Consider the following 14,618-nt stretch of genomic DNA (forward strand, 5'->3'; position numbering starts at 1 on the left):
AACATATACTTATGAACACCTAACTTTTAACCTAACCCAACCTAACCCATCAAAGTTATGTCTCAAGCCCAACAAATACGGGCCTTCCAACTCACAACACCCCCCTCAAAAAAAAACTAACCCTTTTCCCGAGGCACCTACTGAATTCAGCTGTCCGTGCGTGCTTTTAAGCCTTGCGAAAAATATGCACCTTCGCAGGGTTCCGCAGGCTTTTGCCCTCTCCAAAACACCAGCCAAGCACCCAGCCTGGGCCGCCGCGAGGGGGCCGCAGAAGTGCAGAAAAAGAGACCCATTTAGCCCGCAGGCGTGGTGGGGGGACGACGGCGCGCGCCAGGTACGAACGAGCTTATCGGGATGAAATAATTTGATACGAATAGTTATCAGTTAGATATTGCCATAAATACTGTTCATGCATACAGTATTGCGACTGCTTAATTCTAAGCAGTCACACTCACTACCAACAAAATAAAGGGATTTATATGTCTAGCACTGGAACGTACTTAGGCCCACACATCAAAACTGGTCCGAGCTCATATTTACTGGGTCCAATTCCAATCACCGGTCACCTACCCACGATGACGTCTATGTATATGGGTAATGTGGCTTGGGGACTGAATGACGGTCCCCGTCGGGGGGAGGGGACGGGTTCAGGTAAACTCAACCCACTCACCCCATTCATGTGGGATGATTTTGTAGGAGAACACGAGTACCTGAAAGTCGTTATTGATGAGGAATATGCTGGTGTTTTCAACAAACTTTCAGAATCAGTAAAAAAAGAAATCGAGCAAAAACAAATGGTGGCTCGAGGCGGCCTCTTACTTTCCCCAATCAACGAAGCTCAAAAAAATCTCGAAACAACTGTTAAAGTTATTAAATCGAAAAATGATGAGTATCAAGCTAAGGTCCCAGCAGCGCATGCTCTTTACGGATTGAACCCCCTATTCTTGATGGTTGATTTGCCATTTCGGAAAATCTATGAGGGGGTGCATGCCGCAAAGTTTAACGAAGCTCTTGCGGAGATTGATTCAGCCTATAGAGCAGCCCTGGAACTAAAGCGAATTTCGTTAGAAAATAACATTTTGGTGAACCAACTCCCACTTCTGGCCAAAAAAATCGACCAAGCTAAAATAGCTCCAAACTCTGCGCAAGATCAAACCGCGTCTTGGGTTGGAAATAGCCTATCTGTCATTGATACCGAAAAGGACTTTCAGATTCAGTTACTCCCGTATTTCCTTCAGGAACATATTGTGAAGTCCGTACCATCTTTAGAAGGTACAACACACTCGCAAGCGCTACAAAACTACCTGAAAGTAATAGAGGCCAAAATAAAGCTTGAAACAGCAGCCATCGGACCATACAAGTCGGTAAATCGTGACAGTCCTCACATTAAGTCCCCAATGTCCAAACCAGAACTGGAAGCTCTTCATAAGTTGGTTGACTTGCAAACAAACACTGAGCTAGGGAAGCGTTGGGCCGACTATCATGATTCGCTTCTTCATTCAGAAACAGTGCGACAACTAACCAATACGGCAAACGCCTTTAAAGAATTGTCAGCGCGAGCAAAAGATGCTGAAGAGAGGGAACGCGAAGAGAAACAAAAGCAAAACTACATCGACTCTGTAAATTTTGCTGCGGCAACTGGTGAACGCATTCTCCAAAAGTATGGCGCAAACATGAGCAAAATTGCTCTCGAGATGCAAGAGAACATCTCAGGCAGTAAAATTCGCAGCTACAATGATGCAATGACAGCGTTCGAGAAGGTTAGAGCCAATCCAAATACAAGGCTGAGTGCACGAGATACAAAAGCTGTCGTTGATACGCTCAAGGCTTTAGACAAGGCGACTTTTGCAGACAACGTTACTCGCCTAGGTAAGGCGTTTGGTGTTGTAGGCTACATTTCTCAAGCAAATTCCGTTCGAGAAGCGGCTGTAGTTGGTTTTGAAACTGGCTCTTGGAAACCGCTAATGCTGGAGCTTGAGGCCATGGCGCTAGGCATCGGCGTAGGTGCCTTGCTTGCCGTGATCTTCGCGTTAACGGCTCCTGTGTGGAGTAGCACAGCGGTTGGAGTGGTAGTGGTAGCCGTTCTAATGGCTGCCATAGCGTCACTATTCAATGCTAAATCTGTAGATAACATTAACAACTTGGTTCTTAACTGATACGATGGCGCCTTGCTAGGAAATTTGGCAAGGCGCCATCTATTTACAATCTCGGCATATAAAATCAATGACCAAAAAAACTAAACAATTAATCAAAATGCCATACGCATTTATCGTGCTCACGATAATCCCAATTTTTATTATTGCATTTTTACTACCAACAAACCCCGAAACAAATTTTCATTTGGAGTTGGACACCTTCCTAAATGAAAAACTACTTGGACTTGTGGGATTCTGGACATCCAGCTCTGCATTTAGCTCTAAGCTGATTACAAACTACATCAGTATTTTTGGCCCACTATTTTCCATTATAACCTTTATAAAAATTCGCAAAACCATGATAATTGACCCTGACCAATACGAAAGCATGACTATCGCGAAATACTCCGCAATATTAATTTCAATTACTGCTTTTATTTTTTTTGCCATCTATGCTTTTTACATGCAGGAAACCGATCTAGGAACTCTCACTCAAAAATGGGGATTCTTAGGTAGGCACATTATTCCCTACGCACTATTTTCTTCCGGCATTCTACTTGTTTTTCATTGTTTCCCGATCATTGCTTACTCCGCATTCTATTTCATTCCACAACTATTATTGAAGCGTCAAAAACAAAAGCAATGACTCGAAGATTAAATGGTCGAATGAAGATTCCGACCATTTAACTTTCAAGAATCGCTCCTTTGGCGCCGTTTAGATAGAGCACCTCTAAAATTTCGTCCTGTCGGCAGTAGTCCCCTTTGCATTATCGCGTGGTTTTGCTAAACAATTCTGACTGTTCACCTTTTCGGCTTATCTTCGTCGGTACTCCGAACGAACAATGCCACCTCAACCCCACGTTAGAACTATGCCATGCTTATTTTCCTCCCGTAGGAAGCTCAAACTCCTTGAACCTGACAACCTCTTCACCCAGCCACTCGTTGACCTGGGCCAGCCTCGCCTGCAACGGCTCCAGCTCGTTGACCGCCCAAACCTCAGCAGCCTCCCGCAACGACCCAAAACCGCCCGCGTTCTGCGGCACGATGCCCATCAACTGCGGTGGAATGCGCAACGCCGCGAGCAGATCGTCACGGCTGATGTTTTTGATCGAGCTGAATTCGTCCTTGGCCGCAACCTCGCTCACCGGGATGAGCTGAATGCCGTCTTTCTTGCCTGCCGGCGCGTACACAAACAGGTTGCGAAAGTTGCCTGGCCCTTTCGAGTTCTTCAGTGCGGTGCGCAGTGAGTCGATGTCCTCTTCCTTCTGCGCCGCGTCGGTCATGTACAGAATGAAACCGGCATGGCTGCCGTTGTTGTAGTACTTGCGCCGGAACAGCGTGGCGCTCTCGTTGAGCAGTGCGCTTTGCAGCGCTGCCAGCCACTCCGGCAGGCCGTAGATTTCCTGGTTGATATCGGCCTCGCGCAAGTGGCAGATCGAACCGGGGGCAAATTCATGTTCGTCCTTCCAGCCACGCACCTGGTAATAGGTCTCCATGTCCACACCCCGGCGCATGTACTTCGCCAGTGGAGGCAGCAGGCCCATGGTGTTGCGGAGCATGTTGTTGCGCTTTTCCAGGTAGCAGTTGCCACACCAGAGCCAGTCCAGGGCGAACTGCTCAAAGGCTTGGCGACTCAACAGCCGGTGGGGAACGAACGTGCGGGCAAGCATGTTGCGCTTGAAGTTCAGCCCCGACTGGAGGTACACGCTGGCCCGGGTCGTTTTCGCCAGGCCGTCCATGGACATCGGTGTTTCAAACCAACGGCCGTTGGCCCAGCACTCCAGGTAGTCGAGGATCTCCCGGCTATCCAACACGGGAGCGGGATCACCGAAAGTGAACGCTTCAACCGGCCCGGACTCAGGCGGCAGCAAATCCCCTTCAACGGGTGGCTGAGCGGTGGCCAGCTGGGTACCGCGCTTACGTCTGCTCATCAGTAGGACTCCATAAATCCGGTGTTCGCCGTGGTCTGCCCTTCAAGGGGTTCGTTGTGCAGTGCGTGGAACAGCGCCCACGCCAGGTCGGCATGGCCCGTTTCGTCTGTGCGACCGGCCGTGTAAGTGAACATGCGCCCGGAGGCGGTGATTGTTTTGCGGATAGCCATCAATGATTGCGCCATATCCGTCCAGCCTGCATCGAACTCCAGACGGCCGTTTTTGATGACGTCATAAGCCTTCAGCACCAGGCGGGTTTTGACTTCGGGCGAGTAGCTGAACGTGGTGATGTTCGGGAAGAACTGCTTCACCAGCTGCGCCACGCCGGAGCCCATGCCGGTGATATCAATCCCGATGTAGGTCACCCAGTAGCGTCTGGTGACCTGGCGAACGGATATCGGGGTAAGACCACGATATATGACGCAATGGTCGGCTTCTGATCCTCGGCATATTTCACACGCGTTAACGTTACGTGCGACATGGTCAGGAGCGCATCACACACCTCCCCGACACCCGCGATGCTTCCCTGATAAACTGCACACCATTCGCCTCGTTGACTCAGATCTCCAATGCCCCTACAAACCGCTCCACTCTCCCGCCGCTTCTCCGTCGCCCCGATGATGGATTGGACTGACAGGCACTGCAGGTACTTCCTGCGCCTGCTGTCCAAAAACGCCCTCCTCTACACCGAGATGGTCACCACCGGCGCAATCCTCCACGGCGACCACGAACGCTTCCTGCGCCATAACGAGGCCGAGCATCCACTCGCCTTGCAGTTGGGCGGTAGCGTCCCCGCGGACCTGGCCGCTTGCGCCCGCATGGCCCAGGACGCCGGTTACGACGAGGTGAACCTCAACGTCGGCTGCCCCAGCGACCGGGTGCAAAACAACATGATCGGCGCGATCCTGATGGCCCACCCGGCCTTGGTGGCGGATTGCGTTAAGGCAATGCAGGACGCCGTCTCGATCCCGGTAACGGTTAAGCACCGCATCGGCATCAACGGCCGGGACAGTTACGCCGAGCTGTGCGATTTCGTTGGCCAAGTGAAGGACGCGGGCTGCACCAGTTTTACCGTGCATGCGCGAATCGCCATTCTGGAAGGGCTGTCACCGAAGGAAAATCGGGACATCCCGCCCTTGCGCTACGACGTTGCCGCCCAGTTGAAGCAGGATTTCCCTGAACTGGAGATCATCCTCAACGGCGGCATCAAGACCCTCGAACAGTGCCAGGAGCATCTGCAGACCTTCGATGGCGTGATGCTGGGCCGCGAGGCTTATCACAATCCGTATTTGCTGGCCGAGGTGGATCAGCAGCTGTTTGGCAGCACGGCACCTGTGATCACCCGTGCCGAGGCGTTGGCGCAGTTGCGTCCTTATATTGCCGAACACCTGGCGACAGGTGGCTCGATGCATCACATCACGCGCCACGCGCTGGGGCTGGGGACGGGTTTCCCGGGGGCGCGGAAGTTTCGGCAGTTGTTGTCGGTGGATATTCATAAGGCCAGTGATCCGCTGGCGTTGCTGGATATGGCCGGGGAGTTGTTGGAGGGGCGGTGATTTGGGTGTCAGTGGGTTTATTGGGTGGCTGACACGACGCCTTCGCGAGCAAGCCCGCTCCCACATTTGGATGGGGGGGGATGTCAGGAAGATGGGGCAAGGCTGCTCCCACCGTTTGATCGGGTGGTCATCGGGCAGTTGGGTTGAACCTGCTGGCTGTTTTGGCCTCCTATTGAGCATTGGCCGGTGATTCAAACGGCTGTTTTCAGGTTGTTGCCCTCGCAAACGATCGAATGCATTTGCGCCCTTGAGCGGCTGTCAGCGCTCGGGTAATGTCATCAGACCCACAGGACAGAGCACGCCCATGACTTCCAAGCTGGAACAACTCAAGCAATTCACCACTGTAGTAGCCGATACCGGCGATTTTTCTACCCTCGCCAAGCTCAAGCCGCAAGACGCCACTACCAACCCTTCCCTGCTGCTCAAGGCCGCGTCGATCCCAGGCTATGCCAAGCTGCTGGACGAGGCTGTTGCCGACTGCAACGGCGATGTAGGCCTGGCCAGCGACCGTTTTGCGGTAGCCGTCGGCCAGGAAATCCTGAAAGTGGTGCCCGGCCGCATTTCCACCGAGGTGGATGCCCGCTTGTCGTTCGATACCGACGCGGTACTCAAGCGCGCCCATCGCCTGATCGACCTGTACGACAAGGCCGGCATTGGCCGTGACCGCGTGCTGATCAAGATCGCTTCCACCTGGGAAGGCATCCGCGCCGCCGAGCAGCTGGAAAAGGAAGGCATCCAGACCAACCTGACGCTGCTGTTCTCCTTCGCCCAGGCCGTGGCTTGCGCCGAAGCCGGCGTGTTCCTGATTTCGCCGTTCGTGGGCCGTATCTACGACTGGTACAAGAAGGCCAACGGTAACGATTACACCGGCTCCGAGGATCCGGGCGTGCAGTCGGTGACGCGCATCTACAACTACTACAAGGCCAATGGCTACAAGACCGTGGTGATGGGTGCGAGCTTCCGTAACCTGAGCCAGATCGAAGAGTTGGCCGGTTGCGACCGCCTGACCATCAGCCCGGACCTGCTGGAAAAACTCGCAGCCGACAACGGCAAGCTGGAACGCAAATTGTCGCCAGGCCATGCGGGCGAAGCTCGGGTGCACTTGACCGAAGCGCAGTTCCGTTGGGAATCCAACGAAGATGCAATGGCCACCGAGAAACTGGCCGAGGGCATTCGTCAGTTCGCCCGCGACCAGGAAAAACTCGAAGCGCTGTTGACCGCCAAGCTCTAAAAACGGCGGCGACAAAAAGGGCGGCACCTGTGAGGGTGCCGCCCTTTTTTTGTATTAGCCGATTTCGAGCCGAACTCAGTAAAAAATGTGGGAGGGGGCTTGCTCCCGAATACAGGGCGTCAGTCGCTACATTCACTACTGACCCGCCGCTTTCGGGAGCCAGCCCCCTCCCACACTTTGATAGTGTTTCAGCTGGAAATTAGTGCCGCTCCAGCGCATTCACCAGGTCGTGGAACGCCTCGCGGTTGGAGTCGTTCAAGCCCATCAGGATCTTGTGGGCTTCCAGTACCTTGACCCGTACCACTTCCTCGGACTGGTCCTGGGACGGCAGGTCGGTCAGGCATTCCGGGCACGGGATCGGGCGGTCAACGATGTTGAACACTTGATCGAAGCCCATGGACTGCAACAGACGGGTGATGTCTTCGTGGGTGGTGACGACGGTCGGCAGCAGTCCGACCTTCTGCCGAGACAGAATGGACAACTTGGCCAACAGCCCAAGGGTGGTGCTATCGATGCTGCGGGTTTCGGTCAGATCGATCACGATCGCCGAGAAATTCAAGGCTGTGAAGATCCGCTCAATCGTCGCATCCAGCGCCGAACACAAGGTCAGGCGCACTTCACCGACAAACTTCAGGACAAAAGTCCCGTCTTGCTCGGCGAATTGGATTCTTCCGGTACTCATCAAAGATTCCTGCTCAACACCAATAGGGCGATATCATCCGGCATCTCCCCTAGCGTGGCCAATCCAAAAACCTGCCGCAGGCCATCCAGGCTGCCGCCCGCCGACCTGACCCGTTGGGGCAAGGCGGCTTCTTTCTCTTTGAGTGTAGGCTCTGGCAAAAGGTCCAGGATACCGTCGGACATCAGCGTCAGGCTGAACGTCGGCGGCAATTCCAGGATGTGGTCTTCGTAGGTGGCTTCATTGAACAAGCCAACCGGCAAACCACGCCCTTCCAGGTAGCGCACACTGTCTGGAGTGTATAAAACCGGCAATGGCAGGTGACCGCCAATGCTGTAGGTCAAAAGACCTGTTTCTTCATCAATCACGCCGCCGACCATCGTCACGTGCTTGCCCAGCTTGCAGCTGATCAGGCCCCGGTTGATGTGGCCCAGCACTTGCGAAGGGGTGAACTCCGGCAAGGTGCCATTGCGCTTGGACTCGAACAACAGCCGTGTAGTCATGAACTTCAACAACACGGTCACGAATGCGGAGGAGGCGCCGTGGCCGGAAACGTCGGCCAGGTAGAACGCGACACGCCGCTCATCAACGCGGAAGTAGTCGACGAAATCACCCGACAGGTACAGCGACGGGATGATCTGGTGGGCAAACTTGAACTCGTCGATGCTCCACGGGCTCACCGGCAGCATGTTCATCTGCACCTGGCGACCGGCGTTCTGGTCTTCCTGGAGCAGGTTCAGGCTGGCTTCGAGTTCGCGGTTGGCGGTTTCGAGCTTTTCACGGTAACGCTGGTTTTCCAGCAGCAGCCGTGCACGATCCAGGGCACGACGCACCGAGTGCTCCAGCACAGCCAGGTCTTCCAGGGGCTTGATCAGGTAGTCGGCAGCGCCGAGGCGCAAGGCCTCGACGGCATCGTTCATCACGCCGGCACCGGACACGACAATCACCGGCGTCTGCGGGGCGATGTCGGTTACCTGGCGGATCAGCTCAAGGCCGCCCACCTGGGGCATGCGCAGGTCGCAGATCACAAGGTCGGGCTTGTCGCGCTCGAATACCTGAAGACCCTGGAGGCCGTTGCTGGCCTGCAGGACGCTGAAGCCACTGTCTTCCAAATAGGCCGCAAGACTCGCGCGCACTACTTCGTCGTCATCGATTATCAGCAGCGTGGCACTGGTTTTCTGCATGTGGGCAAACGGCGCCAGAATTAGGTTGGCGTAGGCAGCTCGACAATGGCCGGGCTTACTACTGGATTCGCTTTCTAGCCTCTCTGTCCTACAAAACGCCGAGTTATTGCCGACGCACAAAGGTAAAGCAGAGGTGCCCTTCTAAGGCGCAGACGGTACTCCCATCCGCCAGGGGTTTCAAGCTCACGGCGATGGTCGCCGGGCGTCTTTACATCGCAAATCACCAGTAGTTATAAGAACGCATAAAACCGCGACTTAAAGTAAGCACGTAACCCACGGATAAACCTCGAATGCCGCCCACAAAAAAGGCGACCCGAGGGCCGCCTTCTTCTTTCAAGCCTGGGGCTTAAAAGTCGTCTACAACCTTGCCATCCTTGACCTTGAACTCGCGGTTCTGCAAGTAGGCGTTGCGGATGAAGGTGTATTTGTCGCCGCTGATCAGCTTCTCGGAGGACAGCAGGCTGGCACGCGTGTCGACGATATTCAGGCCGAAGGTGCTGTTGCGCCAGCCGATATCGTTCATGTAGCGGTACGGCTGGGTGTAGCTGTCCACGTATTTGGACGGCGCGTCACGCAGGGTGCTTGGGCCCAGCAGTGGCAGCATCACGTAAGGACCGCTGTCGACGCCCCAGTAGCCGAGAGTCTGGCCGAAGTCTTCGTCGTTGCGTTGCAGCCCCATTTTGGTGCCGACATCAACAAAACCCAGCACGCCGAACGTGGTGTTCATCAGCAAGCGAGCAGTGTCGACGCCTGCAGCGTGGGGCTTGAGTTGCAGCACGTCGTTGGCAAAGTTGCCGACGTCGCCGATGTTGCGGAAGAAGTTGTGGATCCCGTCCTGCACGAACTGCGGGGTCACGAACTGATAGCCTTGAGCCAATGGCTTGAGGGCATAGGTATCAACGGTATCGTTGAAGGTGAAGATCGGGCGGTTGACGCTTTCCCATGGATCATCTTCCGAGGCCGCCTGGGCTACGAAAGGAACCAGCAAAATACTCGCACATACGGACAGCTGAGCTAGACATTGGCTCCAGCGCATAGCTTGAACTCCTTGAATGGTCTGTCATGGGCGCTATGCCCTGAATGAGGCCGTCAGTATATGACGGAAGTGTCAGATTAGGCAGCCTTGCAGAAATGTCATTCAGCAAATGCACAAAATTCCTACAATTGCTGCGGGTGTAACTTGCTTGTCACCCAAGTCCGGTAGCGTCACTGCTATTTCAGGGACGTCGAAATGCCACACGCCGAGATTGTTAGTGCCAGCACCCCGTCCTTGACGGCCGTACTGTTCGGGCTTAGTGGCTGCCTGGTGGACTTTGGTTCCCAGGCCCGCGCCGATTCCGCGCCTTCCAGCGATACCCATGCCACTGTCGGCGCCCTGAAGATCCTGCGCAGCCTCGAAGAACAGCGCGTCCCTTGTGCATGGCTGGACGAGTTGCCGGCGTCGGTTTCCACACCGCTGGCCGCCGGGCTACCCCGCTGGATCAAGGCTGCCAAGCCCTCCTCCACCCGCTGGCCGGCGCCTCACGCCTGCTGGCAGGCCCTGATGGAACTGAATATCGAACGCCTGGAAGGCTGCGTCCTGGTCAGCGGCGAGCCACGCCTGCTGCAATCGGGGCTCAATGCCGGGCTGTGGACCATCGGCCTGGCGTCCTGTGGCTCACTGTGCGGGCTTTCGCCGCAGCAATGGCAAGCACTCACCGAGAAGGAACGCGAGCATAAGCGCGCCAAAGCCACTGTCGCACTCTATGGCCTGGGCGTGCATTCGGTGATTGACCACCTGGGCGAACTGCAGACCTGCCTGGCCGACATCAGTCTGCGCCAGCTTAAGGGCGAGAAGCCCTGATCGAGATCATGCACAGTCGGCGCCAGTGGATTAATCTACAGGTCAGCCCATAGACCTTTCCCGGCGTGCCGCGGTCTATGTCAGTGCCTATCGATAAAAGGAAGAACGCCATGCCTGCCCGCGAACAACTGCAAGAACAGGTCAAAATTTTGCGCGAGCAATTGGATCAGAATCCAGAAATGCCCCTCGAACAGCGCGAAGAGCTGCGAGATTTGATTGCTGAACTGGAAGTTCAGGAGCCACTGGAAGGTGCCATTCAGGATCCAAGCATCGCCGATGGTGTGAACCTGGCGGTAGAACGCTTCGAACTGGAGCACCCGGGCATTGCCGGGACCTTGCGCAATATTGTGGTGACCCTGGGCAACATCGGGATCTAATAGTCGGACACCTATCAAATGTGGGAGCGGGCTTGCTCGCGAATGCGGTCCGTCAGCTGATACATATGCTGGCTGATACACCGCTTTCGCGAGCAAGCCCGCTCCCACATTTATTTTGGGTGAAGGCTACTGTCGAGCCAGGCGCAGGTTCTGGAACTGCAGATCTTCCGTACTGCGGTACGGGTTGATATCGAGCCCGCCACGCCGCACATAGCGCGCATACACCGTCAGTTTCTCCGGCTTGAGCAAGCGCTGCAGGTCGAGAAAGATCCGCTCCACGCACTGTTCATGGAAGTCCGAGTGCTGGCGGAAGCTCACCAGGTATTCCAGCAGGCTGGCATGATCCAGCGCCGCGCCGCGGTACTCCACCGCCACACTGCCCCAGTCAGGCTGGCTGGTCACCGGGCAGTTGGACTTGAGCAGATGGCTGTGGATGCTCTCCTCCACCACGCGCGAATCGTCGCAACGCAACAGTTCCGGGCGCGGGTGCTCGTAGTTGCTGACGGTAATGTCCAGGTCATCAATGCACACACCCGGCAACGCGACCACGCCTTCGGCTTCAACCTCGCCCAGGCTGCGGATGCGCACGCCAACCGGCTTGCCGGCCGCGGCACTCAGGTCGGTGCGCAAAGTCGCTTCAAGGCTTTGCACATCGGCAAACGCGGTTTGGTTCAGCGAGTTGAGGTACAACTTGAACGACTTCGACTCGATGATGTTCGGCGAGTCGGCCGGGATACTGAATTCACCGATGGCCACCACGGGTTTGCCGGATGGCAGCAGCCAGGACAGTTCGAAGCAGTTCCAGAAATCCACGCCTTTATACGGCAGGGTCTCGGCACTCAGGCCCAGCTCGGCCCACTTGGCGGCGCGAGGAATCGGGAACAGCAACGACGGGGTGTAGGTGGAGATGTATTCACTGGACTTGCCCAGCGGCGAATGTTCGGCTGCGGGATGCATGGCGGAAACCTGGCTAAATAAACGCCGCCATTCTACCCGCCTTTGCCCGTCAATGGCTTACTGGCTGACGGTCAGCTTGCCGACCATGCCCGCCTGGTAATGCCCCGGAATGTTGCAGGCAAACTCCAAGCCGGTGGCCTTGGTGAAGGTCCAGGTCAGCTCGGCGGTCTTGCCTGGCTCTACCAACACGCTGTTGGGGTCGTCGTGCTTCATGCCTGCCATATCACCATGCCCCATCGCACTGTGGTCCATTTTGCCCATGCCGGTCGCCGTCAGCATGCCGCTGGCCTGCATCTGCAGCATCTCTTTCTGATGCGCTGCGTGCATGGCGGCATCGCCAAGGTTGAATTCATGAAGCAACTGGCCTTTGTTGACCAGCACAAAGCGCACAGTCTCACCGGCTTTTACATCAATAGCCTTGGGCGAAAAGGAAATATCCTGCAGTACCACTTCCACGGTGCGCGTGGCCTTGGCGGCGGGCGCGGCCTCACCGAAGGCGAAGGTTTCAGCCGGGGATGCCAGCACCGGAAGACTCATCGCCATCAGGCAGCCCGCCAACAACCAGGATTTACGTAAAAACATGCTCACACTCCAAAGGTTCGGAATCAGTCTGTGGGACACTTTACGAACGCGCCGCTGCCAGCCAGCTGACTGCCAGATTACAACTTTGTCAGCTTGAGCCTGCTGCCGGATGTGCGCGGTATAACGTCTGTGTTCCCGTAAAACCATGAGCCGCCCATGAAACTGCTGATCGTCGAAGACCAACCGAAAACCGGCCACTACCTGCGCCAGGGGCTGGCCGAGGCCGGGTTCAACACCGAGCTGGTGGCCGACGGCACCAGCGGCCAGCACCTGGCGCTGACCGGTGACTACGACCTGTTGATCCTCGATGTGATGCTGCCAGGTCGCGATGGCTGGCAGATCCTCCAGGCCGTACGCAACGCCGGGCTCGACATGCCGGTACTGTTCCTTACCGCACGGGACGCCGTGGAAGACCGGGTGCATGGCCTGGAACTGGGCGCCGACGATTACCTCGTCAAGCCCTTCGCCTTCTCCGAACTGCTGGCCCGGGTGCGCAGCCTGTTGCGCCGTGGCAGCAGCCCCCCCCAGGAAACCAGCCTGCAACTGGCCGACCTGCGCATGGACCTGATCCGCCGCCGGGTAGAGCGCGACGGCCAGCGCATCGACCTGACGGCCAAGGAGTTTTCCCTGCTGGAACTGCTGCTGCGCCGCCAGGGCGAAGTACTGCCCAAGTCGCTGATCGCCTCCCAGGTGTGGGACATGAACTTCGACAGCGATACCAACATCATCGAAGTCGCGATCCGCCGCCTGCGCCTGAAGGTCGACGACAACTTTCCCAACAAGCTGATCCATACGGTACGCGGCATGGGCTACGTGCTTGAGGAGCGGTTCAGTTGATGAAACGGATTTCCCTGGCCAGCCGCCTGGCACTGCTGTTTGCTGGCTGTACCGCCGTGGTTTCATTGCTGGCCGGCGTGCTGTTCAACCATGCCAGCGAGGCGCACTTTATCGAGCTGGACCAGCAGTTGCTCGACGGCAAGCTGATAGCGCTGCGCAGTACATTGCAAGGTGCCGACACGCCAGAACGATTTGCCTTACGAGAAACAACGCTGCGAGAAGAACTCAATCGCCAGCCCGACCTGGCCCTACGCATCACCGCCGGCGATCAGCGCTGGTTCGACGGCGCTCCCGGCATCACCCTGCCCCAGGCGCCTGGCCTGCACAGCGTGCAGAACGCCGGCACCGATTACCGCGTGTACAACGCGCCGCTGATTCCTGGAAACGCTGACTCGCCACGCCTGACGCTGATGCTCGACATCACCCATCACCAACACTTCCTGCAACGCATGCAGCATCTGATCTGGCTGACCGTCGGCCTTTCCGCCCTGGCCACCGCCCTGCTCGGCGCCTGGGCCGCCCGCAGCGGGTTGCGACCGCTGAGGCGCATGAGCGAAGTCGCCAGCGGCGTCTCTGCCCACTCCCTGACCCAACGCCTGCCCCAGGAACAAATGCCTGTCGAACTGGCGGAACTCGCCCAGTCCTTCAACGCGATGCTTGGGCGCCTGGACGATGCCTTCCAGCGCCTTTCGGCGTTTTCTGCCGACATCGCCCATGAACTGCGCACGCCACTGTCGAATTTGCTGACACAGACCCAAGTCATCCTCACGCAGCCACGGGCGCTGGAGGACTACCGCGAAGCCCTGCACAGCAACCTGGAAGAACTGCAATGGATGGCGCAGTTGGTCAACGACATGCTGTACCTGGCCAAGGCGGACCATGGGCTGCTGGTGCCCAAGCGCGAAACCCTGGTGCTGGCGGACGAGGTGGAGGCATTGCTGGAGTTTTTCGCGCCGCTGGCGGAGGACGTCCAGGTGCGGCTGGTTCGGGAAGGCAGCGCCAGCACTTCAGGTGACCGCAGCATGTTGCGCCGGGCGATTTCCAACCTGCTGGATAACGCGTTGCGGTTCACCCCGCCGGGTGGCGAAATCAGCGTGCGGATTGTCGAGGGGATGCAAGGCGTGACGCTGAGTGTGGAAAACACCGGGGAAGGCATTCCCGAGGCATTGTTGCCACGGTTGTTTGACCGGTTTTACCGGGCAGATCCGGCGCGTCATGAAGGGAGCAGCGAACATGCGGGGCTGGGTTTGGCGATTACCCAGTCGATTGTGCGGGCCCATGGGGGGCGGATTTTCTGTGAGTCGGG

General features: G+C 56.6%; 14 protein-coding genes and 1 pseudogene. 8 read left to right on the forward strand and 7 right to left on the reverse strand.

Annotated features, from left to right (window positions below; all coding sequences use genetic code 11):
• Window positions 1–584 precede the first annotated feature (584 nt).
• Together HX873_RS25125 and HX873_RS25130 are read left to right on the forward strand one after the other, a co-directional pair.
• The gene (locus HX873_RS25125) at window positions 585–2,156 is read left to right on the forward strand and encodes a colicin-like pore-forming protein (protein WP_177123364.1); all 1,572 of its coding nucleotides are present in this window, start codon (window positions 585–587) and stop codon (window positions 2,154–2,156) included.
• Window positions 2,157–2,223: 67 nt separating this feature from the next.
• Window positions 2,224–2,781: a hypothetical protein gene (locus tag HX873_RS25130; RefSeq protein ID WP_177075693.1), complete on the forward strand. Its 558-nt coding sequence runs from the start codon at window positions 2,224–2,226 to the stop codon at window positions 2,779–2,781.
• Between the two features lie 232 nt (window positions 2,782–3,013).
• Here HX873_RS25130 and HX873_RS25135 read toward each other — a convergent pair whose 3' ends face one another.
• The gene (locus HX873_RS25135) at window positions 3,014–4,066 is read right to left on the reverse strand and encodes a phage portal protein (RefSeq protein ID WP_177123365.1); all 1,053 of its coding nucleotides are present in this window, start codon (window positions 4,064–4,066) and stop codon (window positions 3,014–3,016) included.
• Window positions 4,066–4,461 (reverse strand): annotated as a pseudogene (locus HX873_RS25140) (terminase); the annotation flags it as partial. The pseudogene HX873_RS25140 and the gene HX873_RS25135, both read right to left, overlap by 1 nt.
• Before the next feature lie 174 nt (window positions 4,462–4,635).
• On the opposite strand from HX873_RS25140, the gene dusA reads away from it, so the two are divergent.
• Window positions 4,636–5,622 carry a tRNA dihydrouridine(20/20a) synthase DusA gene (gene dusA, locus HX873_RS25145; protein WP_102605632.1) on the forward strand — a complete coding sequence of 329 codons (987 nt, stop codon included), beginning with the start codon at window positions 4,636–4,638 and terminating at the stop codon, window positions 5,620–5,622.
• A gap of 304 nt (window positions 5,623–5,926) precedes the next feature.
• Window positions 5,927–6,853, forward strand: coding sequence for a transaldolase (gene tal / locus HX873_RS25150; protein ID WP_008437618.1), 927 nt, complete (start codon window positions 5,927–5,929; stop codon window positions 6,851–6,853).
• A gap of 199 nt (window positions 6,854–7,052) precedes the next feature.
• On the opposite strand, the gene rssC is transcribed toward tal, so the two are convergent.
• The 3 genes from rssC to HX873_RS25165 form a co-directional block, all read right to left on the reverse strand.
• Complete coding sequence (rssC, locus tag HX873_RS25155; RefSeq protein WP_003218919.1) at window positions 7,053–7,535, reverse strand: anti-sigma factor antagonist RssC; 483 nt, start codon at window positions 7,533–7,535, stop codon at window positions 7,053–7,055.
• On the reverse strand, window positions 7,535–8,716 hold the full coding sequence (gene rssB / locus HX873_RS25160; RefSeq protein WP_003218921.1) for a two-component system response regulator RssB: 1,182 nt from the start codon (window positions 8,714–8,716) through the stop codon (window positions 7,535–7,537). The genes rssC and rssB overlap by 1 nt, the downstream gene beginning before the upstream one ends.
• Before the next feature lie 346 nt (window positions 8,717–9,062).
• Window positions 9,063–9,752 (reverse strand): VacJ family lipoprotein, encoded by a 690-nt coding sequence (locus tag HX873_RS25165; RefSeq protein ID WP_008437615.1) that lies wholly within the window; start codon window positions 9,750–9,752, stop codon window positions 9,063–9,065.
• Between the two features lie 195 nt (window positions 9,753–9,947).
• On the opposite strand from HX873_RS25165, the gene HX873_RS25170 reads away from it, so the two are divergent.
• Window positions 9,948–10,559, forward strand: a complete 612-nt coding sequence (locus HX873_RS25170) for a hypothetical protein (protein ID WP_008437613.1) — start codon at window positions 9,948–9,950, stop codon at window positions 10,557–10,559.
• 110 nt (window positions 10,560–10,669) lie between these two features.
• On the forward strand, window positions 10,670–10,936 hold the full coding sequence (locus HX873_RS25175) for a DUF4404 family protein (RefSeq protein ID WP_008437612.1): 267 nt from the start codon (window positions 10,670–10,672) through the stop codon (window positions 10,934–10,936).
• 126 nt (window positions 10,937–11,062) lie between these two features.
• On the opposite strand, the gene queF is transcribed toward HX873_RS25175, so the two are convergent.
• Window positions 11,063–11,893 carry an NADPH-dependent 7-cyano-7-deazaguanine reductase QueF gene (gene queF / locus HX873_RS25180; RefSeq protein WP_177123366.1) on the reverse strand — a complete coding sequence of 277 codons (831 nt, stop codon included), beginning with the start codon at window positions 11,891–11,893 and terminating at the stop codon, window positions 11,063–11,065.
• 57 nt (window positions 11,894–11,950) lie between these two features.
• Window positions 11,951–12,475, reverse strand: coding sequence for a plastocyanin/azurin family copper-binding protein (locus tag HX873_RS25185; RefSeq protein ID WP_003218934.1), 525 nt, complete (start codon window positions 12,473–12,475; stop codon window positions 11,951–11,953).
• A 156-nt stretch (window positions 12,476–12,631) separates the two neighbouring features.
• On the opposite strand from HX873_RS25185, the gene HX873_RS25190 reads away from it, so the two are divergent.
• Window positions 12,632–13,312 (forward strand): heavy metal response regulator transcription factor, encoded by a 681-nt coding sequence (locus HX873_RS25190; protein ID WP_003218936.1) that lies wholly within the window; start codon window positions 12,632–12,634, stop codon window positions 13,310–13,312.
• On the forward strand, window positions 13,312–14,618 hold a 1,307-nt coding region (locus HX873_RS25195; protein ID WP_177123367.1), incomplete at its 3' end, for a heavy metal sensor histidine kinase. The genes HX873_RS25190 and HX873_RS25195, both read left to right, overlap by 1 nt.

The sequence above is a fragment of the Pseudomonas sp. P7758 genome, from assembly GCF_013386485.1.
Lineage (GTDB): Bacteria > Pseudomonadota > Gammaproteobacteria > Pseudomonadales > Pseudomonadaceae > Aquipseudomonas.

Bases quoted from the DNA above. Each gene is read 5' to 3' on its own strand.
- tal (WP_008437618.1), top strand. From the start codon at position 5,927: ATGACTTCCAAGCTGGAACAACTCAAGCAATTCACCACTGTAGTAGCC.
- rssC (WP_003218919.1), bottom strand. From the start codon at position 7,535: ATGAGTACCGGAAGAATCCAATTCGCCGAGCAAGACGGGACTTTTGTC.
- HX873_RS25125 (WP_177123364.1), top strand. From the start codon at position 585: ATGTATATGGGTAATGTGGCTTGGGGACTGAATGACGGTCCCCGTCGG.
- HX873_RS25130 (WP_177075693.1), top strand. From the start codon at position 2,224: ATGACCAAAAAAACTAAACAATTAATCAAAATGCCATACGCATTTATC.
- HX873_RS25165 (WP_008437615.1), bottom strand. From the start codon at position 9,752: ATGCGCTGGAGCCAATGTCTAGCTCAGCTGTCCGTATGTGCGAGTATT.
- rssB (WP_003218921.1), bottom strand. From the start codon at position 8,716: ATGCAGAAAACCAGTGCCACGCTGCTGATAATCGATGACGACGAAGTA.
- HX873_RS25185 (WP_003218934.1), bottom strand. From the start codon at position 12,475: ATGTTTTTACGTAAATCCTGGTTGTTGGCGGGCTGCCTGATGGCGATG.
- HX873_RS25175 (WP_008437612.1), top strand. From the start codon at position 10,670: ATGCCTGCCCGCGAACAACTGCAAGAACAGGTCAAAATTTTGCGCGAG.
- dusA (WP_102605632.1), top strand. From the start codon at position 4,636: ATGCCCCTACAAACCGCTCCACTCTCCCGCCGCTTCTCCGTCGCCCCG.
- queF (WP_177123366.1), bottom strand. From the start codon at position 11,893: ATGCATCCCGCAGCCGAACATTCGCCGCTGGGCAAGTCCAGTGAATAC.
- HX873_RS25135 (WP_177123365.1), bottom strand. From the start codon at position 4,066: ATGAGCAGACGTAAGCGCGGTACCCAGCTGGCCACCGCTCAGCCACCC.
- HX873_RS25170 (WP_008437613.1), top strand. From the start codon at position 9,948: ATGCCACACGCCGAGATTGTTAGTGCCAGCACCCCGTCCTTGACGGCC.
- HX873_RS25190 (WP_003218936.1), top strand. From the start codon at position 12,632: ATGAAACTGCTGATCGTCGAAGACCAACCGAAAACCGGCCACTACCTG.